This window comes from Streptomyces sp. NPDC102467 (genome assembly GCF_044765445.1).
Taxonomy (GTDB): domain Bacteria; phylum Actinomycetota; class Actinomycetes; order Streptomycetales; family Streptomycetaceae; genus Streptomyces.
Window position 1 is genome coordinate 120,167 of record NZ_JBIWKA010000013.1, and the last position, 18,320, is coordinate 138,486.

Genomic DNA, 18,320 nt, shown 5'->3' on the forward strand with positions numbered 1-18,320 from the left:
CGGTCCAGTTGCGGAAGCGGGCGTGCGTCAGCGGGTGTGGCGCCACCAGAAGCGCCCGATGATGAGTTCATCGAGTGCACGGAGCCTGTCCGCGGCTATCCGGGCGTGTGTATCGGGGTGTTCGAGCGCGAGGCAGAGATCGGAAGCGAGGTGGGCCGCTTCGCGGATCTCGCATTCTGCTCGGAGGGTCTCCACTGAGCTCGTCGTCGCCTCGGCGATGGCGTCGAGAACGATGTGCGTGTGGGGGCCGCTGAACCGGGCCAGGAAGAACCAGTCGTCGGCAGGTTCGCCGAAGCGCGCCCACTCGAAATCCAGGAGGGTGGCCTCGTTCCGCTCATCCACGAGCCAGTTGCCCCAATGGCAGTCCGCGTGAACCGGGACGGTCGACCGTGCGTGCGGCGGAGCGTGCTCTGCGATCGCCCTCAAGCCGTCGAGCAGACGGCGGGGTACGGTGCCGTGCCGGTCCAGGGCGGCGAGATTTTCCATGCTGTCGAAGAGCGCGGCCTGGCCGGTGAACCCGCCGTCACCCGGGGACTCCCTCAGTATCCGTTCGGCGGAGCCGGAGGGACTCCAACTGTGCAGTAGGCCGAGCTGGCGGACTGCCGCCCGCGCCAACGAGCGTGCGGTCGCGCCGTCCGTCCCGGGCAGCCCGATGCCGGGGCTTGCCCCCGGTGCGCGGGCGTAGCAGGCGTACCGGATGTCGAGCGTGCCCAGCCGGTGGAGCCCGCTGTCGAGCAAGCGGGCGGTGAGACGGGCGGGGAGGTGGGGTGCGAGCGCCGTTTCCCGGTTCAGTCGCACGTGGCCGTCGCTTTCGATGATCTTCACGACGGCGTGCGAGCCGACATAGACGTGGTGGGAGTTGCTCTCGGCGGTGGCCATGGGGCCGACGTCTCGACCCAGGGCAGCGGCGGCGATCGCGCGAGCGGCGCCGTGAGCTTGTCGCAAGTCGGTCATGAACGCTCCATCCGGCGGCGAGGGTCGGTCAGGAACGCGAGGATCCGGAGGGCCGGCGCCACGGGCGCGGCCGCCGTACTCTTCGCCCCCGAGAACAGAGGAGGGGTGGTGCTTCCATCTTCCCGCTCCGCGCAGCTCAAGGGGCACGCAGGAGCCGGACGGCGGGCGACTGTTGGGCCCCTGACGGCCCCCGCCCATCCCCGCCGGTAGTCACCTCGTACACGAGTCCGTGAGACCTCGCAGGCGCCACCTGGGAGCGAAGCGGCCGGTCCCCGCGCCACTGCCAGCCGCATTTCTCAACGAATCAACCATCGTGCGGCGCCCGTCATGCGCGCAACGCAGACACCGGGACCTGTGACCTGTCGCAGCCTTGCAGGCAGGTCCCCGCAGCCGGAGCGGCCGTGGCCTCGCGGGTCTCGCGGGTCTCGCGCAGAATCAACAGGCCGTTGACCACCATCAGGGTCGCGGTCAGGCAGTGCACGCCGAGCGCGGTGGCCACGGAGCCGTGGTGGGCCAGCACGGTGGTCATGTCGCCGTATGCGGCGAGGGCTTCCACCAGCAGCACCCAGCCCAACGCCCTGCGGTGGCCCGTCACCAGCAGGATGACCAGGACCAGGGCCAGTACGACGTCGCGGATTCCCTTGATGATCAGGAAGCCGCCGCCGTCGCCGGACGGCCGACTCCGCAGGCCGAAGCCCTGCGCCGTCGTCTCCGGGCTCAGGATGAACTCCGCCCCGAACCAGAGGATGAAGAGGATGAGGGCGGCGGCCAAGACGGTGTTGACCTTCTTCAGCGACACAGTTCTTCTCCTTGCGAGTCTTCGTCGGCTTGGCCAGCTCCGTGGAGCTTGCTGGGTCGTGAGGGACCTGATCAGGCGGCGCGGGGTCGGCCCGAGGGCTCAGACGAGGGCGGTGACCAGCAGGTGAAGGCGGCGATGAAGGCGGCGACGCGGACGTCGTGGAGTGCATTGAGCATGACGACCCTTCGCATGTCTAGCGGCGCTAGGTGATGGACCAACGCTAGTGCTACCGCCGCTTGATTGTCTAGCGGTGCTAGAATTCGGCCATGTCGGTACAGGAACGCAAGCAGCGCGAACGGGTGGAGCGCGAGCGCCTCATCGTGGTGACAGCCCGCGAACTCGCCGAGCAGCAGGGCTGGGACGCGGTCACCACCCGCCGCCTCGCCGAGCGCATCGAGTACAGCCAGCCCGTCCTCTACAGCCACTTCCGCGGCAAGCGGGAGATCATCGGCGCCGTGGCCCTTGCGGGCGCCGTCGAGATGGCCGCGGCGGTTCGGGCCGCGACCTGTGCCGCGGACGGCCGGCGCGAACGGGTCGCCGCGCTCGCCCGCGCCTACCTCGACTTCGCCGCACGCAACCCGGCGGTCTACGACGCCCTGTTCCAGCTCGACGGCGGCCTGGCCTTCGCGGACGAGGACACCCCGGAGCCGCTGAAAGACGCCTTCGCCGCCCTGCTGGAGACTCTGGGCGAGGTCGCCGGGGACGGCGTCCACCCGGGGTTCTTCACCGAGGTGTTCTGGGCGTCCCTGCACGGCCTTGCGACCCTGAGCCGGGCGGGACGGCTGCTGCCGGAGGATGCCGGGCCGAGGCTGGAGCTGCTGGTGGACCGGCTTGCCGTGGTTTGACACACCGTTGCGGCGGCACGCGGCGGTGGGCCGGGAGTTGTACGTCTCGCACGCGTAGTCCTCGGATCCGGGCCGCTGCCGGGCGGTGAGGCGGAGCGAGGGCACGTCTTGGCAAACAAGTCATGGCGAACAAGCCGGACTGGCTCGCGTGATGATCGGGCGGTTTCTGGACACTGGGCACCGCATCGGCTGGATGGGGCAGGCGGCGAGGTCTACGACGGCGACCCCGGATGCCGCGGTCACTCCTCGGCGGAGGCGCCGCTGTCCGGCGTGGCGGGGCGCGCTAAGACGATCATGGCGGCGTCGTCGTCCAGGTGTCCGCCGACGTGGTGCAGCAGGTCACGGCGGAGGCGGTCGAGGAAGGCGTCGGGGTCCTGCTCGGTCCAGCCGGTGATGCGTTCCGTGAGCGGGTAGAAAACGCCGGCGGAGTCGCGGGCCTCGGTGACGCCGTCCGTGTGCAGCAGCAGGAGGTCCGCGGGGTCGAGGGGGAAGCTCTCGACGTGGTAGCGCGGATGAACCAGTTCACCGAGGCCCAGCGGAGGCGCCGGGCGCAGGGCGCCCCTCGCCATCGGCCGGCCGTTGTGGAGGGCGATGGGTGGCGGGTGCCCGCAGGACACCATCTGGACCTGGCCGCCTCGGTCCGGAATATCCAGGACGGTGGCGGTGATGAAGGTCTCTCCGTAGCGGCCCGTCTCACCCGGCTCCATCAGATCCCAGCACACACTGCGGTCGAGGTAGGCAACCAGCTCGCTCAGGCTCGACCGACGATGGGCCGCGACGCGGAACGCCGCCAGCAGCAAGGCGGCGTCATGGACCGCCGTCATGCCCTTACCGCGCACGTCGCCGATGATCAGCCGAGTGCCGGAGGCCGTACGTGCCGCCGCATACAGGTCCCCGCCGATCCGGGCCTCGGCCTCCGCGGCCAGGTAGAGAGAGGCGACGCGCAGCGGTCCGATCCGCCTGGGCAGTGGAGGCAGGACCACACGCTGGGCAGCCTCGGACACGTACCGTACTTGTCGCAGTTCTTGTGCGCGGCGCTCCCGCACGACGCAGAAGACGACGAGGCTGGCTCCCGCCGGCAGCAGGGCCACGATCTGTGCCTCGTGGTTGGCCGAGAGCAGTTCGTCGGGGTCGCGCAGGACCCCGACGAGCGTCTGTGCGATCACCGCCAGGGCAGCTACCAGCCCCACCGTCCGTGGACCGCCGAACGACGGAGTGATCGCCGGGGCTGCGACGAGCAGAGGGCCCAGATGAATGTCGGGCGGCGCAAGGACGTCGATCACGGACACCGCGACGATCCAGGCGATCGGGATGGCGACCAGTGCCCGGCCCGTCCGCACCGGTCGGGAAGGTCTTCCGAGACGCAGCGGCATCATTCTTCTCGACACCGCGCCGACCCGGCTCGCGCGCGCAGGGACGGGCGACCGGCGAGGCAGGGGCCGCCCTCGCCGTGCCGGTACGTCCTGCGAGCCCGGTGCCTGCGACGGCGCCGGCGGCCCGGCGCGGTGAAGGCGAGAGCCCTCAACTCTCCTTCTCTTACGGTGAGTTGGGGTAGGCGCACCGCGGGTAGCGCAGGGGGTCCCGGGCCTTGCTCAAGCCTTCGCCTCGATGTCGGGTGCCGTCCACGCGGCCGCGCTTCACTGCGAAGATGGACCACATCTCGTTGCTCGTAGTGGCGGTGATCGTCACGGCGTTGGCCTTCGACTTCACCAACGGCTTCCACGACACTGCGAACGCCATGGCGACCTCCATCGCCACCGGAGCACTGAGTCCACGTACGGCGGTTCTCATCAGCGGCGTCCTGAACCTCGTCGGCGCATTTCTGTCCACCGAAGTCGCCAATGGGTGGGAGCGGGCCGTCACGGCGTGGACTTCGATCAGGTCGTGCAGAAGATCCTCCTTCCGGCGCTCGCGTCACCACTGGTGGCCGGCACCGCCGCGCTGATCGCTACTTACCTGGCCCACCGGCTCACCCGGCGGTGGCAGGAGAAGACGGTCACCCGGGGATTCCGGCTGGGGCAGATCGCGTCCGCCTCGCTGGTCTCCCTGGCTCACGGGACCAACGACGCACAGAAGACGATGGGCGTCATCACGCTCACGCTCATCTCCGTGGGAGCCCTCGGGCACGATGCGGGGCCGCCGCTGTGGGTCATCGCCTCCGCCGGTCTCGCCATCGCACCGGGTACCTACCTGGGCGGCCGGCGGATCATCCGGACCAGGGGCAAGGGGCTCACGGACATCCAGTCACCGCAGGGGTTCGCCGCCGAGACTGCGGCCACGACCGTGATCCTGACGTCGGCGCACCTGGGGTTCGCGCTCTCCACCACCCAGGTGTGTTCCGGCGGGATCCTCGGCGCCGGTCGGGGCCGGAAGCTGGCCGAGGTCCGCTGGGGTACTGCGGGCCGTATGGTCGCGGCGTGGTGTGTGACGCTGCCGACCGCAGCCGCCGTCGGCACTCTCGCCGCGAGCGCGGTCGTGCACGGGGGACCGCGGGGACCGTCCTGATCGGCGTCTGCGCGGTCGCGGCAGCGGGCGGAATCGTGGCGCTCTCGCGGCGCAACCCGGTTGACGCGGACAACGTCAACGACAGCCCCTCGGTCGCCGTACACGCTCCGGCCACCGCAGGCTGAACGCGGCTCGAAACCGCGAAGTGACAGAGGGAAGAGGGGACTGCGATGGCAGTGGACTGGAGCGCCCTGGGGCAGGTGGCCGCAGTGAGTATCGGCGTCACCGTGGGCGTCGTCACGATGTTCGCACTGGGCGTGCGCGTTCTGAGTGCCCGGGAGTACCCGGCCCGGGGCGGTAGCGGTTGTGGTTGCGGTAACCGAAGTGGCAGCGGTAGCGGTGTTCTGTCTTTCGCAGTCGCAGGTATGTGCTTCCTGGCCTGCACGGCCGCCGTCTGCTACGGGCTGTACCTCATCATTCCGCAACTGCACTGACGGACCACGTCTGTTCTCTGGTCACGTACGTCAGCGAAGAGTGCAACGACGAACTGGGGCGCGATCTGCCTGCGGCAACACACGCTGTTCAACAGGCACGCGCGACGTTCCCGGCCATGGTGACCGCTGTGCCTTGACGCGCTGGGTCCCGCGGAGCCTACTGAGGGAAGGCTGGGCCGACGCAGGGAGGGGGTGGCCCGGGATGCGGATCGTCGTGGATCTCACCCGCTGCCAGGCATACGCGCAGTGCGTTTTCCTCGCTCCGCAGGTCTTCGAGCTGCACGGGGAAGAGGCGTTGCTGTACAGCGCGGATGTCCCCGACGAGCAGCTCGATCGGGTGCGCCAAGCCGTCGTGGCCTGCCCGGTGCGGGCGATCCTCCTGGGGGAGGAGGTGGGCGTCGGTGTCCGGTGATCTGCGCGAGGGCCGGATCGTGATCGTCGGCGCTTCGCTGGCCGGGTTGCGGGCCGCCGAGACGCTGCGTGAGGAGGGCTTCACCGGCTCCCTGACGGTCGTCGGAGATGAGCCCCATCCGCCCTACGACCGGCCGCCGCTGTCCAAGCAGGTGCTGCTCGGCACCGCGGCGGCGGACACCACCGGGCTGCCGATGCGGCGGGACCCGGACGCCCAGTGGCGACTGGGTGTGCGGGCCACCGGGCTCGACCCGCTCGGCAAGCGGGTGCTGTTGGCCGACGGCGACCCGCTTCCCTACGACCGTCTGCTGATTGCCACCGGAACCCGGGCGCGGCCCTGGCCTCATGCGGATCAGGCCGCCCTGGACGGGGTGTTGACCCTGCGTACCCGCGAGGACGCCGCGATCCTGGCCGATCGGCTGGCGTCCGGGCCACGCCGGGTCCTGGTCATCGGTGCGGGCTTCACCGGCTCGGAGATCGCCTCGGCCTGCCGGGAGCGGGGTATCGAGGTCACGGTCGCCGAGCGCGGGCCCGGCCCGCTGGTGGGCGCGCTCGGCGGCACGCTGGCGAAGCTCGCGGCCGGAATGCAGCGGGCGCACGGTGTGGACCTGCGGTGCGGGGTGACGGTTTTCGCGCTGCACGGGAAGAACGGCCGGTTCCGCGGTGCGGACCTGTCCGACGGCAGCCACATCGACGCGGACCTCTGCGTCGTAGCGTTGGGCGCGGTCCGCAACATCGAGTGGCTGGCCGACGCCGGACTTGCGGCGGGCCCCCACGGAGTCGCCTGCGACGCCGGGTGCCGGGCCGTGGACATGTACGGGATCGTCACCGACGACATCTTCGTGGCCGGCGACATCGCCCGTTTCCCGCACCCGCTGTTCGAGTACCAGATGCTCTCCCTCGAGCACTGGGGCAACGCGGTCGCGCAGGCCGAAGTGGCGGCCCACAACATGGTGTGCCCGGGGCCGCTGCGGCGCCCGCACCTCGCGGTCCCGGTCTTCTGGTCCACCCAGTTCGGATACAACATCAAGTCCGTGGGGGTGCCCGTCTTCTCCGACCAGGTAGTCATCGCCCAGGGGTCGCTCGCCGAACGCCGTCTGGTGGCGGTCTACGGCTATCAGGGCCGCGTCACCGCCGCGGTCACCGTCAACATGGCCAAGTGGCTGGAGCACTACCAGGGTCTGATCGAAACCGCCGCCCCGTTCCCGCCCGGGCCCGGCGCGGCAGACGGCCGCCCTCTGGTGACCGACTTCCCCATCCCGTCCGACGTACCGGATGCGACCGGGCTCTCCCATGGCCCCACCGTCGCGCTCACCGGTCACCTGCCGGACCGCCGGCTGACCGTGGTGCGGTCCGCCGACTGACCATCACGTCCCCGCCGGGAGGAACTCCCATGGCCGTCGACACTCTGCTGCGGCGCATCACCGACCACACCAACCGCGCCGACCCGTACCCGTTGTACGCGGAACTGCGCGAGGCGGGTGTGGTGCGGCAGACGGACGGCAGCTACCTGGTCGGCACCTACCACGACATCGTCGCCCTGCTCCACGACCCGCGGGTCAGCTCGGACCAGCGCAACCGCGCCGCGCCCTACCGCGGAATCGCCCCGGAAGAGGGACAGCAACCGCCCGCCTTCATCAGGCGCGACGACCCCGAGCATCACAGGCTGCGCAGCATGGCCATGCGGCCGTTCGGTCCGCCGCACAGCCCGCATCGCATCGACGCGATGCGAGGAGAGATCCTCCGGATCACCGAGGAACTGATCGCACCGCTCAAAGGTCGCGCGCGGATCGACATCGTCGACGACTTCGCCTATCCGCTGCCCGTCACCGTCATCTGCCGACTGCTCGGCGTACCCCGTGAGGACGAACCGGTCTTCCGCGAGTGGTCCACCACGGTCATCGACTCCATCGACATCGGGCCCGGCGAAGACCCCGGCAAGCGCGAGACGGTCGGCGAGCAGGCCCGGCACGAGATGGGTCGCTACCTGGTGGGCCTTGCCGAGCAGCGCCGAGGCGGTTCGGGCGACGACATGCTCTCCGCCTTCGTCAACGATCCGGGCCCGCCCGGAGAACTCACCCGCGAGGAGTTGGCAGCGACCTCCGCGCTGCTGCTCATCGCCGGCCACGAGACCACGGTCAACCTGATCACCAACGGGGTACTCACCCTGCTGCGCCACCCCGACCAACTGGACCTCCTGCGCCGTGAGCCCGCACTGCTGCCGAGCGCGGTGGAGGAACTGCTGCGCTACGAGCCCCCGGTCCACATGCTGCCGCGCACCCCACTCGCCCCCCTCGACATCGCGGGCACCACCATCCCTCAAGGCGCCCCCCTGGTACTGGTGTTGGCCTCCGGCAGTCGCGACCCGCGGCGCTTCCGCGACCCCGACCGGTTCCATCCCGCGCGCCCGGACAACCAGCACCTCGGCTTCGGCAGCGGCATCCACTCCTGCTACGGAGCGCCCCTGGCCAGGATCGAAGCCCAGATCGCCCTCGGCGCGTTGGCATCCCGCCTCACCACCGCCACCCTGGTCGAAGACCCTCCCCCCTATCGGAACAGCGCGATACTGCGAGGGCCCCGGCACCTTCACGTCGAGTGGTAACAGCGCAGCGGCTGCCCGGACGATCCGCATCACGCGTCAGACGACTGCGGCCGCGACCGGCCATGCCTCACGGCCCAACAGATGGAGGACGAGTGCGGCGATGTTCCACGCGTCGTCCTCGCCGCGGTGGTGGCGTCCCTCGAGCGGCAGTCCGGCGATCTGTAGAGCGTGATCCATGCCGGGCTTCTTGCGCAGCCCGTAGAACGCGGCGAAAGCGGCCTTGGCATTGGTATGGGTGCGCTCCGTCGGACAGCCGAAGGGGTAGACCGTCCCGTCGGCCTGACTCTGCCGAGCGAATTGCCTACGGTCGTACTCGCCCCAGCTCGCCCAGGGGCGCTCCCCGGCCCCGTACTCCTCAACGAGGATCCGGCATGCCTCGGCGAAGGTGACGCCGCGGTCCACCTCGGTCTGGGTCAGGCCGGTCAGTTCGGTGCAGAAGTCGCTCACCGCCGACCGGGCAGGTCGAACCAGGAGGCGATGCCGGGACACACGGCGCCGTGCCGACACGTCCACGACCGTGAGACCGATCTCGATGATCTCGTTCACAGAGCCGGGCGGCGGCTGCCCAGCCCAGCAGGTGGCTTCCACATCGATGACGTTCAGCAGGGCTGATTCGTGGTGCATGGGACCGAGGCTAGGGATGCCCGCCCGGCTCCGACACCCAATTTCCACACGTACACTCCGTCACCGCCAACAGCACCCTTCTTCGAGCCGGCGTCCCCAGGACAACCTCAACCTCCGACCGGGCCGGCGCAAGAACTTCCGGTAGCCGTAAAGGAATTGCGAAGTGCGCCCAGGCTGGACCTGCACGCCGTGTCAAGTTGCCGGATGGCCAGCTTCTGGCCAAATGCGGACAACTGTCGAGGTCCCGTTCCGGAGTTGCTGGGGGAGCGTCATGATGCTGGTGACTCCCATGGGTGCTGGTCTGCCGGTACTCGGACGGGGTAAGGCTGTTGCGGCCCTGGGGGGTGCCGTGATGGTGCGCAGCAAGTGTGCCGTGACCTTTGGGCAGCGAGTGCGCCCCCGGGGTGCGGTACGCGAGGTATGGGGCTCTGTCGCTCGGTGGTGGAGTCGACCGCTGGTGATGGGGCTTGCGCGACCGCACCACTGCCGGTCCCCGGGGTCCTTCGGCTCCGCCGTCAGAGTGCGGACCTGATGAAGGGGGACTCCCTTGACCTCTGGACCTGCAAGACCTGCAAGACCGCGCCGGTTCCCGCGTCGGCGGCGGGCGCTGACGTCCTTCGCCGCTGCCGGCGCTCTGACGATGGCAGGGCTGGTGGCGCTGTCGGCGCCTGCGCCCGCACTCACCGGCGACGGCCCGTCGGCATACGTGGCCAACTTCCATGGCGACACCGTCTCGGTGATCGATGCGAGTACGAACACGATCACCAGCAGTATCCCCGTCGGCAACAGTCCTGTCGGTGTGGCGGTCAACCCGGCCACCACGCACGCCTATGTCACCAATTTCGATGCCGCCACGGTCTCGGTGATCGACACGGGGACCGACGCGGTCACGGCGACCGTCCCGGTCGGCAGGAATCCCCTCAACGTGGCGTTCACGCCGTCCGGGACCCGCGCGTATGTCGCCAACAGCGGCGGTACCACGGTCTCGGTCATCGACACCGCGACGGACACCGTCAGCGCCACTGTCCCCGTCGGGGCGGGCCCGAACGGCGTGGCGGTGAGCCCGTCGGGCACCACCGCCTATGTGACGAACAATGAGGACTCCACGGTCTCGGTCGTCGACACGGCGACGAACACGGTCAGCGACACCGTCCCGGTCGGGAGCGCCCCCTCCGGTGTGGCGTTCAGCCCGTCCGGGGCCAGCGCGTACGTCACCAACAACGGCGGGACCACGGTCTCGGTCATCGACACCGCGACGAACAGGGTCAGCGCCACCATCGAGGTCGGGACCGCCCCGAACGCCGTCGCGTTCAACCCGTCCGGCACCACGGCCTACGTCGCCGATGCCGGCAGTGATGACGTGAAGGTGATCAACACGGCGACCCATACCGTGACGGCGAGTGTCCCGGTCGGCGACAGCCCCGCCGGCGTCGAGGTCGACCCGTCCGGCGCGACCGTCCGTGCCACCAACCGCGCTGACGACACCGTCTCGGTGATCGACGCCGGAAGCAACGCCGTCACTGCCACGATCAGCGGGTTCACCGGCCCCTACGGCATAGCCGTCGGCTCCTCGCAGCCGACGGCGGACATCGACGTCAACCTCACCGCTCAGCCGCATCTGAGCATCTTGGTGCCCTACCTGACCTACACCCTCACCGCACACAGCACCGGTCCGAACACGGTCACTTCGGCCACCGTGAAGGCATCCCTGCCTCCGGGCGCCTCCGCCACGAACCTGCCCGCCGGGTGCACCACCATCACCAGAACCGTGACCTGTACCTACGGGGCCATTGCCAACGGCGCGAGCGTGAACAAGTCGTTCCGTGTCCCGCTGCGTCTGCTGTCGCTGGGCCCTGTGAAGGTCACCGGCACCCGTACCGCCTCCGCACCCACCGACCCGGACCCGGCAGACGACAGCGCGTCGGCCACCTGCACCGTCATCTCCATCATCCTCGCCACCTGCCCCTGACTTCCCGGTGCCTGGCGGGCCGAGACGGCCCACCAGGCACCCACGACCAGAGGGCGGCGGCAGTGACCGCGAACTTCGGGGCGCGCGGAATCACTTCGCGCCGCCGGTCGGCCGCCGGAGCAGGTAGAAGGCCGCGGTCGAGACCAGAACGGCCATGCACGCGATGAACACCAGCCCCGCGCCCTCCAGTCCGAGCGGTCCCGTCAGCACTCCCACACCGACCACCGGCAACGAGATCCCCACGTACGCCACCAAGAAGAGCGCCGAGATCACCGTCGCCCGCTGGTCCGCGGGAGACGCCGCGGTCACCGCGGACATGGCTCCACGGAACGCCAGCCCGTGCCCGCACCCGCCGACGACCGCGCTCAGCACGACCAGCGCCAGCAGATCCCACCCGAGCGCGCCCGCGAACAGAGCCAGTCCGGCGAGGAGCACGGCGCAGCCCAACGGCAGCGATCGCCCCACCCCGATCCGGCCGACCGCCGACTGCCCGGCGATCGACGAGAAGAAGGCAAGCCCGACGATCAGCCCGCTCAACGCGAGGTTGTCCACGTGCAGGAACTGCCCGAGGAACGCCGGGGTGACCGAGGTGAACACCCCGAACAAGGCGAACCCGACGAACGAGGCGATAGCCGCCGGCCCGAACACCGCCCGCACCTGCCGGGGCAGTCCCAGCCGTTGCGGTCGTACAGCGCTCAGCGGCTGCCGCTCCCGTACGGTCTCCGCGAGCCACAGCAGGACAGCGGCCGAGCAGGCCACCAGGGCGATGTGCACGGCAAAGGTCAGGTGCAGCGGCCAGGCAGCGTACTGTGCGAGCACTCCGGCGAGCAGGGGACCGCAGCCCAGTCCGCCCATGTTGGCGGCCGTCGCCACGAACGTGGCCCGGGAAGCGCCCCCGTCCGGTGCCAACTCCATCACGTACGCCGTCGCGGCGCCGGTGAACAGACCGGCGGACAGCCCCGACAGCAGCCGCCCCACATACAGCCAGCCCAGCCCCGTGGCGCAGAGGAAGCAGACGGCACTCGCCGCCGCGAACCCGAGGCCCCACAGCAGTACCGGACGCCTGCCCACCGTGTCCGATGCGTTGCCGGCCAGCAGCAGGGCGCCGATGACCCCCAGGGCGTACACGGCGTACACGACCGTGACCGTCAGCTCGGAGAAACCGAACTTCTCCTGGTAAAGGCTGTACAGGGGAGTCGGTAGCGTGGTGCCCGTCATGCACACGGTGAATACGGCCGCGCCGAGCAAGCACGGGCGCCACCGGTGATCACTGTCCATACCTCCGACGTTAACTGCGAACGCCATTCCGGCCCGGCCCGGCGCGCCATGTTCAGCAAGCAGGTTGGCCGACCGGACCGACATCACCCACGAACCCATTGGGTAGTTGGTCCGCTGAGCCGCCGGTCGCAGAAGGCCGACGCCGTCGCCAAGGAGGTGTGCAGCACATGCGCACGAATGGTCAGCAGTCGACCCCACGTCCTGACAGCTTCCACCTCTCTACGACGGAGACACCATGTCCGTTCGCATCACTGCACTGACCGACCCCGAAACCAGCGCGTCCAGTTACCGCCTGGCATGGCTGGCATCCGACACCGACGCGATCCCCGTCGGGTCGGCGTTCCTGCGCCTCTACACCAGGACCGGGCAGGACCATCTCGCCGCACTGGAACTCCACGTCCATCCGGCCGGGCGGCGCAACGGCACCGGCTCCCGGCTCCTGGACGCGGCCATCGCCGCCGCACGCCAGGACGGCCGACGCTCTGTCATCACCCAGGCCGAGGCCGGCTCTCCCGGCGACCGGTTCCTGTCGGCCCGGGGCTTCCGCAGGGTCCTGACCCTGACCTTCACCCGACTGCAGTTGGCCGATGCGGACATCGCCGCTCTCACCGAGATCACCGACCAGTCACCTCCCGGTTATCGGCTGGCGTCATGGGAGGGCACGGTCCCGGACGGCCTCGCCGAGACGTTTGTGGCGTCGCGTCATGCCATGGACGACATGCCGATGGGCGGCACCGACTTCGGGACGGTGACCTGGGACCTGGACCGGGTCCGGGCCGCGGCAGCCGCCGTCGAGAAGCGTGGCGACCTTCTGCACACCGTTGTTGCCATCGACGAGTCGGACGGTTCGATCGCCGGGTTCACCGAACTGGTCGTCCCCGGCGACGGCAAGGGTGATGGCCAGCACTACGGCACCGGCGTGCTGCCCGAACACCGCGGGCACGGCCTCGCCCGCTGGATGAAGGCCGCCTCGATCCGGCAGGCCCGCGAGCGGCACCCGGACCTCGGTGGCCTGCTCACCGACACCGCCGACAACAATCCGCACATGCGTCGGATCAACGACGCGCTCGGCTATGTGCCGATCCACACGACCTTCGAGTACCAACTCGACCTCTAGGAACGACGGGCCGGGCCACCTTCGTGACCCGGCCCCACAATCGCGAGTTCTCCTGGACTCCGCTCCGTGCCCTCCTGCGCATACGCCCGGGGAGGGCGTGGCGGGTCAGGCGCCTTCGGCCCAGTGGCGCAGAGCGTCGTGGTCGGGAAAGGCGGCCACGTTCTTGTCGTGGGGGTGGGAGGTGTACTGGTGGAAGAGCCAGTCGGCTTTGACGCGGGGTTTGCCGGCGGTGACGTAGTCGGCGATCCACAGCCCGTCGCCGGCGTAGGAAGTGGTGTCGGCGTTCAGCCAGAAGTCGCGGTTGGTGTAGAGAACGATCCTGTGGCGGGGCCGTAGCTTCTTCAGCCTGCGGATGAAGAGGTCCTTGTCCTTGCTGCTGGCGTGGCTGCCGTTGGCGGTGGCTTCCCAGTCCACGGCCAGGATGTCGCCCGGCTTGTCGGGGATTTTGGAGAGGAAGTGCCTGGCCTGGGCGCGGATACGGCCGGGCCACAGGAAGTGGTAGTAGCCGACGATCAGGTTGGCCCGGCGGCCTGTTCGTGTCTGGGCTTCGAGGTGGGGATTGGTGTAAGTGCGGCCCTCGGTCGCTTTGACGAAGACGAAGGAGAGGTTGTCGGTGGCGTAGGAAGGCGGCTGGAACGCACTGATGTCGAGGCCGTGCAGCATGTGGGGGGCTCCTCGCCGTATCGGTGACGGGCGCTGCCCAAGTGATGCCCCGCGTCAGCCGGGACGATTCCCAGCCCTCTCGTCGAACGTCGTTTCGGCTCGTCGCCTATACGGGGAGAGGCGGCCCAAGTGCCTGCCCGTAAGTGACCCGTAAGCGAGAGTTAGGAACTTTCCTTGCCGGTCGACAACTCATCCGCGGGGGCGCCGAGTTGGGTGGTGAGCCACTCCGTGACGAGGGCCAGGACTCCGGGGTCCACCGGGGTGCGTACCAGGCGCGGGTAGGAGCGGATGCTGTGGCGCCCCGGATCGAGACGCAGCACGTGGGTCAGGTCGGGGACGCGGTGAATCTCGGCTCCGCCCGGCACCAGACGCCGGATCACATCCAAGTCATCGGGGTTGACCTGGATGTCCTTGGCGCCGGTGACCGCCAGGACGGGTACGCGAGCGGCGGCGAGGTCGTCCCGTGAGTCGTGGACGAGCATCTCGCGCATCCAGCGGGCGTTGACCCGGACGCCCGCGACGCGCGCCACGTCCGTGCTCGTCTTCTTGATGCGGGCGAGGACCCGGTTGCCCACGGCGCCCAGCGGACGCCGCAGGAGGCGGAGCGGGGCGGGCAGCCCGGTGGCGACCGTGCGCGCCTGCCAGCGCAGCGCGTCCTCGCCCACGCGGGCGAAGCCGGCCAGCAGCACTGCCGCCCGTACGCTCTCCTGACCGGCCAGGGCCATGGCGTGCAGGGCACCTTCGCTGTGCCCGACAACGGCAAGTGCGTCGGCGCGGGTATCGGGACGGGCGGCCAGCGCGCGCAGGGCGGCGGCCGCGTCACGCCGGTTGTCGTCGAAGCCGGCTGCTTGCCAGGCGCCAGGAGTGCCGGCGACGCCACGCCGGTCGTAGCGCAGAGTGGCTGTCCCGGCGGCGGCGAGGGCATCGGCCAGCGGCCGGCCCAGGTTCATCCGCAGCTTCGGGGTGTTGCCGTCGCGGTCCAGAGGGCCGGATCCGTGCAGCAGCAGAACCGCCGGGTGCGGGCCCGGGCCGGGCGGCAGCGTCAGAGTGCCGGCCAGCGGGGTTCCGTCGTCGGCGGTGACCGTCATGTCGATGTCGGGCAAGGCTGTGCTCTCGCTTCGTCGATCCTTATTGATCTCAACTTCAAGAACGTTATCAGATGTGAGATCATAAGCGCATGCCCACTGCGAATCTTCTGCTCCACCCGGTCCGACTGCGCATCCTGCAGACCATGCTCGGTGTCGGGGAGCTGACCACCGCCCAACTGCGGGACCGACTGCCCGACGTGCCCGCGGCGAGCATGTACCGGCATGTCGCCACGCTCGCGCAGGCCGGCATCATCGAGGTGGTCCGGGAAAGGCCCGTGCGTGGCACGGTCGAACGCAGCTACCGGGTACGCCAGGAACAGGCCCTCGTGGACGACGACGCCCGCGCCACCATGACCAAGGACGATCACCGCAACGCCTTCGCCGTGTTCTCCGGCGCTCTGATGTCCGACTTCGAGCGCTATCTCGCCCGGGACGACGCCGAACCTGCCCGCGAGGGCGTCCTCTACCGGCAGGGCGCGGTGTGGGCGACCGACGACGAATTCGCCGCGCTCGTACAGCAGTTGGAGGCTGTCATCGCCCGCCACGCGCACACCGAGCCCGCGGACGGCCGCACCCGCCACATCATCAGCATGGTGCTCCACCCCGACAAGGCAGCCGGTACCGACGCGGGCGGTGGCAGCGCCGAAGGCGGGGGTGGGGAGCAAGGCGCACTCGGATGATCCCCGGCTGGTTACAGGACCTCGTGCGCGGCGCGAGCCGCACAAGCCGGCGCCACCGACGAGCTCTTCGCCAACGAGCCTCGACGGGGTCCCGAACGGGGGCTAATGCTGAGAGCGGGGCATGCGAACGATCGCCGTTCCCGCGGCCAAGTCCACCGTGGTCCTGTTCGGCGGAGCTCCGTCGTCCTCGTCGTCCGGCATGACCAGCGCCGACTGCCGTTCCTTCAACTCGTTCTGCTTGCCCGGCGAAAGGCTCGCATGCAACTGCTCGAACCCGGTCGCCGATATCTGTCCCTGACGGGCGCTGTTCCGCCACGGCAACACCCCGGCCCGACCCGCGCGCAACAACAGCTGGTCGATGAAGGCCAGCAGGGTCAGCACGATGACCAACCCGGGCAGAGTCATGAAGAAGACGAATTGCATGCCCCCAGTATCCGTGCCGGCGCCTGTCGGCCCGCTTCGACAAATCGCGGGCGGTCGGCACGGTCATGTGCGGCTGCATCGAGGGTATTCGGGGCGGCATGGGTAGTTACCGGGGTACGTAGGGCCGGCGGTCGTATGGGCCGTGTGCATGGCGGTGGGCCATTCACTGTTCAAGGGATGGGGCTGGGACACGCTTTGGTATGCGCTCACAGCCGGCCCGGTGTGGTTTCTGATCTGCCCGTGGGTCGACCGCCGGGGGCGCCTCACGTGGTCGCGCGCGGAGGCTCGGCGGCGTCGTGAGGCGTATGAGGCGCGGCATGGTTCCTGACGGGATGCCGGGTACTGCGATCACTCGGTGACCGCGCACCGCCAGTTGGCGTTTGAACTCTCGTCCGATCCCCGCGCTCGCACCGGTCACCGGCGCGTCGGCATGGCGTGATCCCAGTCGTCATGCGGGCCCACTGCCCGGCCTGAGCCGGCGGGAACGGCAGCATCGCGTCGAGTGCGGAAACCGATCAGTACGAGCTCAAGCGGGCGGCGCGATCGGGGGCCGCAGGCCGAGCCACTGCTCGGCGTCCCAGGCCCGGAACCGCTCCAGCTCGGTGAACCCCAGCTTCGCCGCGAGGCGCATCGAGCTGACATTGGCGGTCTGGGTGGCGAGCACGACCGGCTCGCCGGGAAGGACACCGTCGAACCAGTCGAGTGCCGCCGCGCACGCCTCGGCGGCGTACCCGAATCCCCATGCTTGTGGCAGGAACAGGTAGCCGAGGTCGGCCTTTCCCGCGGCAGCCGGGCGGTGGTGCCCCGGCGCTCTCCTGAGCAGGATCTGGCCGATCATCGCCCGGTCGAGTTCCACGGCGAAACTACCGGGCCAGCGCTCGGGCGCTTCAGGCATCTCGCGTTCGAGTTCGTCCCGCGGTCGAGGGCCGCCGAGGTAGGTGTGCACCTCCGGCGAGGCGAGCAGCTCGATGAACGCCGCACGGTCCCGGGCCTCGGGCTCGCGGAGTATGAGCCTCTCGGTCCGGATCGGGGCAGGTGGCCAGGCGACGGGGGCGAGGTCGGTCATGTCGGCCAGCCAATCAGCAGGCTCGGCGACGATCAAGACCCCTCAGGGGCCTTCAACGGCGTTCGTCACGAGTGCGCGCGCGTAGGCGGCGTCCAGACGGCCGGGGCGGAAGAGAATGCGGTACATCATCGGCGCCACGACCCGGTCGATCACCCGTTCCGTGTCAGGCACTGCCTCTCCGCGCCGTGTCGCACGGTTCAGGACGGCGTCGATCTGCTCCGCGGCGTAGGCGGAGCACCGGCCGGCATTGGTGCCGTCCGGATCGCCGAGGAGCGCGTCCCTGATGTACGCACGCCCGGGCGGCGAGGCCATCTCGTCGAGGAACTGCTCCGCCCATGCGTCGAGGTCGGCCCGCAGGCTGCCGAGATCGGCGGGGCCGGTCTCCGGGCGCAGCCGTTCGACCGCGACATCGGACAGGAGTTCCTGCAGGTCGCCCCAGCGGCGGTAGACCGTGGAGGGTGTCACACCGGCCCGGGCCGCCACCAGGGGAACGGTCAGCGCTTCGCGGCCTGCCTCGTCGACGAGTTCGCGGACCGCGGTGTGCACGGACTCCTGCACACGGGCACTGCGCCCGCCGGGGCGCGTCATGGGCTTGGGGCTCATGTGTTCCACCTTAATGCGAATACGTGGCTTCTAGCCGCCTCTCTGCCGTTCCCGGCGACGGCGTGCTCCGGGCTTGTGCTGGTCCTCGGGCCGCCACCGGGGCGATCCGCCCCGCGTCGGCGGCCACGGCCTCATGCACCCGCCCGACGCGCATGTCCGCTGGACCTGCTCGCGGTACTCGACGGTGCCCTGGCCGGACTTCGCGGCTGTCGTCGGCACGGTCGGGGTGGCGAGGACGTCGATCCCGTCGAACATTGCG

Annotated in this window: 18 protein-coding genes and 1 pseudogene; 9 read left to right on the forward strand and 10 right to left on the reverse strand. The window is 69.8% G+C overall.

The window, feature by feature from the left end; all coding sequences use genetic code 11:
- Positions 1-27: 27 nt before the first annotated feature.
- Together ACIREE_RS26980 and ACIREE_RS26985 are read right to left on the reverse strand one after the other, a co-directional pair.
- Positions 28-954, reverse strand: coding sequence for a phosphotransferase family protein (locus tag ACIREE_RS26980; protein ID WP_404157239.1), 927 nt, complete (start codon positions 952-954; stop codon positions 28-30).
- A gap of 325 nt (positions 955-1,279) precedes the next feature.
- On the reverse strand, positions 1,280-1,753 hold the full coding sequence (locus ACIREE_RS26985) for a DUF4267 domain-containing protein (RefSeq protein WP_404157242.1): 474 nt from the start codon (positions 1,751-1,753) through the stop codon (positions 1,280-1,282).
- A 266-nt stretch (positions 1,754-2,019) separates the two neighbouring features.
- On the opposite strand from ACIREE_RS26985, the gene ACIREE_RS26990 reads away from it, so the two are divergent.
- Positions 2,020-2,598: a TetR/AcrR family transcriptional regulator gene (locus ACIREE_RS26990; RefSeq protein WP_404157245.1), complete on the forward strand. Its 579-nt coding sequence runs from the start codon at positions 2,020-2,022 to the stop codon at positions 2,596-2,598.
- A 239-nt stretch (positions 2,599-2,837) separates the two neighbouring features.
- Here the strand turns inward: ACIREE_RS26990 and ACIREE_RS26995 are convergent, their stop codons facing one another.
- A complete protein-coding gene (locus ACIREE_RS26995) occupies positions 2,838-3,971 on the reverse strand; it encodes a PP2C family protein-serine/threonine phosphatase (protein WP_404157248.1) in 1,134 nt (377 codons plus the stop codon).
- A gap of 275 nt (positions 3,972-4,246) precedes the next feature.
- On the opposite strand from ACIREE_RS26995, the pseudogene ACIREE_RS27000 reads away from it, so the two are divergent.
- The 5 genes and pseudogenes from ACIREE_RS27000 to ACIREE_RS27020 all read left to right on the forward strand — a co-directional run bounded on the left by ACIREE_RS27000 (position 4,247) and on the right by ACIREE_RS27020 (position 8,550).
- A pseudogene (locus ACIREE_RS27000) lies at positions 4,247-5,228 on the forward strand (anion permease).
- A gap of 45 nt (positions 5,229-5,273) precedes the next feature.
- Entirely contained in the window at positions 5,274-5,537 is a 264-nt protein-coding gene (locus ACIREE_RS27005) for a hypothetical protein (protein WP_404157251.1), read from the forward strand.
- A gap of 202 nt (positions 5,538-5,739) precedes the next feature.
- Complete coding sequence (locus tag ACIREE_RS27010) at positions 5,740-5,949, forward strand: ferredoxin (protein ID WP_404157254.1); 210 nt, start codon at positions 5,740-5,742, stop codon at positions 5,947-5,949.
- Positions 5,939-7,312, forward strand: a complete 1,374-nt coding sequence (locus tag ACIREE_RS27015; protein ID WP_404157257.1) for an NAD(P)/FAD-dependent oxidoreductase — start codon at positions 5,939-5,941, stop codon at positions 7,310-7,312. Before ACIREE_RS27010 ends, ACIREE_RS27015 begins: the two co-directional genes overlap by 11 nt.
- Before the next feature lie 29 nt (positions 7,313-7,341).
- Positions 7,342-8,550: a cytochrome P450 gene (locus ACIREE_RS27020; protein WP_404157260.1), complete on the forward strand. Its 1,209-nt coding sequence runs from the start codon at positions 7,342-7,344 to the stop codon at positions 8,548-8,550.
- Positions 8,551-8,586: 36 nt separating this feature from the next.
- Here ACIREE_RS27020 and ACIREE_RS27025 read toward each other — a convergent pair whose 3' ends face one another.
- Entirely contained in the window at positions 8,587-9,174 is a 588-nt protein-coding gene (locus ACIREE_RS27025; RefSeq protein ID WP_404157263.1) for an exonuclease domain-containing protein, read from the reverse strand.
- Between the two features lie 640 nt (positions 9,175-9,814).
- Here ACIREE_RS27025 and ACIREE_RS27030 point away from each other — a divergent pair.
- A complete protein-coding gene (locus ACIREE_RS27030; protein ID WP_404157266.1) occupies positions 9,815-11,143 on the forward strand; it encodes a beta-propeller fold lactonase family protein in 1,329 nt (442 codons plus the stop codon).
- Between the two features lie 90 nt (positions 11,144-11,233).
- Here the strand turns inward: ACIREE_RS27030 and ACIREE_RS27035 are convergent, their stop codons facing one another.
- The gene (locus tag ACIREE_RS27035; RefSeq protein WP_404157269.1) at positions 11,234-12,421 is read right to left on the reverse strand and encodes an MFS transporter; all 1,188 of its coding nucleotides are present in this window, start codon (positions 12,419-12,421) and stop codon (positions 11,234-11,236) included.
- A gap of 235 nt (positions 12,422-12,656) precedes the next feature.
- Between ACIREE_RS27035 and ACIREE_RS27040 the strand changes: the two genes are divergently transcribed.
- Complete coding sequence (locus ACIREE_RS27040; protein ID WP_404157272.1) at positions 12,657-13,538, forward strand: GNAT family N-acetyltransferase; 882 nt, start codon at positions 12,657-12,659, stop codon at positions 13,536-13,538.
- A gap of 105 nt (positions 13,539-13,643) precedes the next feature.
- On the opposite strand, the gene ACIREE_RS27045 is transcribed toward ACIREE_RS27040, so the two are convergent.
- Entirely contained in the window at positions 13,644-14,201 is a 558-nt protein-coding gene (locus ACIREE_RS27045; RefSeq protein ID WP_404157275.1) for a GH25 family lysozyme, read from the reverse strand.
- A gap of 161 nt (positions 14,202-14,362) precedes the next feature.
- Positions 14,363-15,304: an alpha/beta hydrolase gene (locus ACIREE_RS27050; protein ID WP_404157278.1), complete on the reverse strand. Its 942-nt coding sequence runs from the start codon at positions 15,302-15,304 to the stop codon at positions 14,363-14,365.
- A 74-nt stretch (positions 15,305-15,378) separates the two neighbouring features.
- On the opposite strand from ACIREE_RS27050, the gene ACIREE_RS27055 reads away from it, so the two are divergent.
- Complete coding sequence (locus ACIREE_RS27055) at positions 15,379-15,969, forward strand: helix-turn-helix domain-containing protein (RefSeq protein ID WP_404157282.1); 591 nt, start codon at positions 15,379-15,381, stop codon at positions 15,967-15,969.
- A gap of 102 nt (positions 15,970-16,071) precedes the next feature.
- Here the strand turns inward: ACIREE_RS27055 and ACIREE_RS27060 are convergent, their stop codons facing one another.
- The 3 genes from ACIREE_RS27060 to ACIREE_RS27070 form a co-directional block, all read right to left on the reverse strand.
- The gene (locus ACIREE_RS27060) at positions 16,072-16,392 is read right to left on the reverse strand and encodes a DUF6191 domain-containing protein (RefSeq protein WP_404157285.1); all 321 of its coding nucleotides are present in this window, start codon (positions 16,390-16,392) and stop codon (positions 16,072-16,074) included.
- 526 nt (positions 16,393-16,918) lie between these two features.
- Complete coding sequence (locus ACIREE_RS27065) at positions 16,919-17,458, reverse strand: GNAT family N-acetyltransferase (RefSeq protein ID WP_404157287.1); 540 nt, start codon at positions 17,456-17,458, stop codon at positions 16,919-16,921.
- A 42-nt stretch (positions 17,459-17,500) separates the two neighbouring features.
- The gene (locus ACIREE_RS27070; protein WP_404157290.1) at positions 17,501-18,061 is read right to left on the reverse strand and encodes a TetR/AcrR family transcriptional regulator; all 561 of its coding nucleotides are present in this window, start codon (positions 18,059-18,061) and stop codon (positions 17,501-17,503) included.
- Positions 18,062-18,320 lie beyond the last annotated feature (259 nt).

Coding starts and splice junctions, on each gene's coding strand:
- ACIREE_RS26980 (WP_404157239.1), bottom strand. CDS start 954: ATGACCGACTTGCGACAAGCTCACGGCGCCGCTCGCGCGATCGCCGCC.
- ACIREE_RS26990 (WP_404157245.1), top strand. CDS start 2,020: ATGTCGGTACAGGAACGCAAGCAGCGCGAACGGGTGGAGCGCGAGCGC.
- ACIREE_RS26995 (WP_404157248.1), bottom strand. CDS start 3,971: ATGCCGCTGCGTCTCGGAAGACCTTCCCGACCGGTGCGGACGGGCCGG.
- ACIREE_RS27005 (WP_404157251.1), top strand. CDS start 5,274: ATGGCAGTGGACTGGAGCGCCCTGGGGCAGGTGGCCGCAGTGAGTATC.
- ACIREE_RS27010 (WP_404157254.1), top strand. CDS start 5,740: ATGCGGATCGTCGTGGATCTCACCCGCTGCCAGGCATACGCGCAGTGC.
- ACIREE_RS27020 (WP_404157260.1), top strand. CDS start 7,342: ATGGCCGTCGACACTCTGCTGCGGCGCATCACCGACCACACCAACCGC.
- ACIREE_RS27025 (WP_404157263.1), bottom strand. CDS start 9,174: ATGCACCACGAATCAGCCCTGCTGAACGTCATCGATGTGGAAGCCACC.
- ACIREE_RS27030 (WP_404157266.1), top strand. CDS start 9,815: ATGGCAGGGCTGGTGGCGCTGTCGGCGCCTGCGCCCGCACTCACCGGC.
- ACIREE_RS27035 (WP_404157269.1), bottom strand. CDS start 12,421: ATGGACAGTGATCACCGGTGGCGCCCGTGCTTGCTCGGCGCGGCCGTA.
- ACIREE_RS27040 (WP_404157272.1), top strand. CDS start 12,657: ATGTCCGTTCGCATCACTGCACTGACCGACCCCGAAACCAGCGCGTCC.
- ACIREE_RS27045 (WP_404157275.1), bottom strand. CDS start 14,201: ATGCTGCACGGCCTCGACATCAGTGCGTTCCAGCCGCCTTCCTACGCC.
- ACIREE_RS27055 (WP_404157282.1), top strand. CDS start 15,379: ATGCCCACTGCGAATCTTCTGCTCCACCCGGTCCGACTGCGCATCCTG.
- ACIREE_RS27060 (WP_404157285.1), bottom strand. CDS start 16,392: ATGCAATTCGTCTTCTTCATGACTCTGCCCGGGTTGGTCATCGTGCTG.
- ACIREE_RS27065 (WP_404157287.1), bottom strand. CDS start 17,458: ATGACCGACCTCGCCCCCGTCGCCTGGCCACCTGCCCCGATCCGGACC.
- ACIREE_RS27070 (WP_404157290.1), bottom strand. CDS start 18,061: ATGAGCCCCAAGCCCATGACGCGCCCCGGCGGGCGCAGTGCCCGTGTG.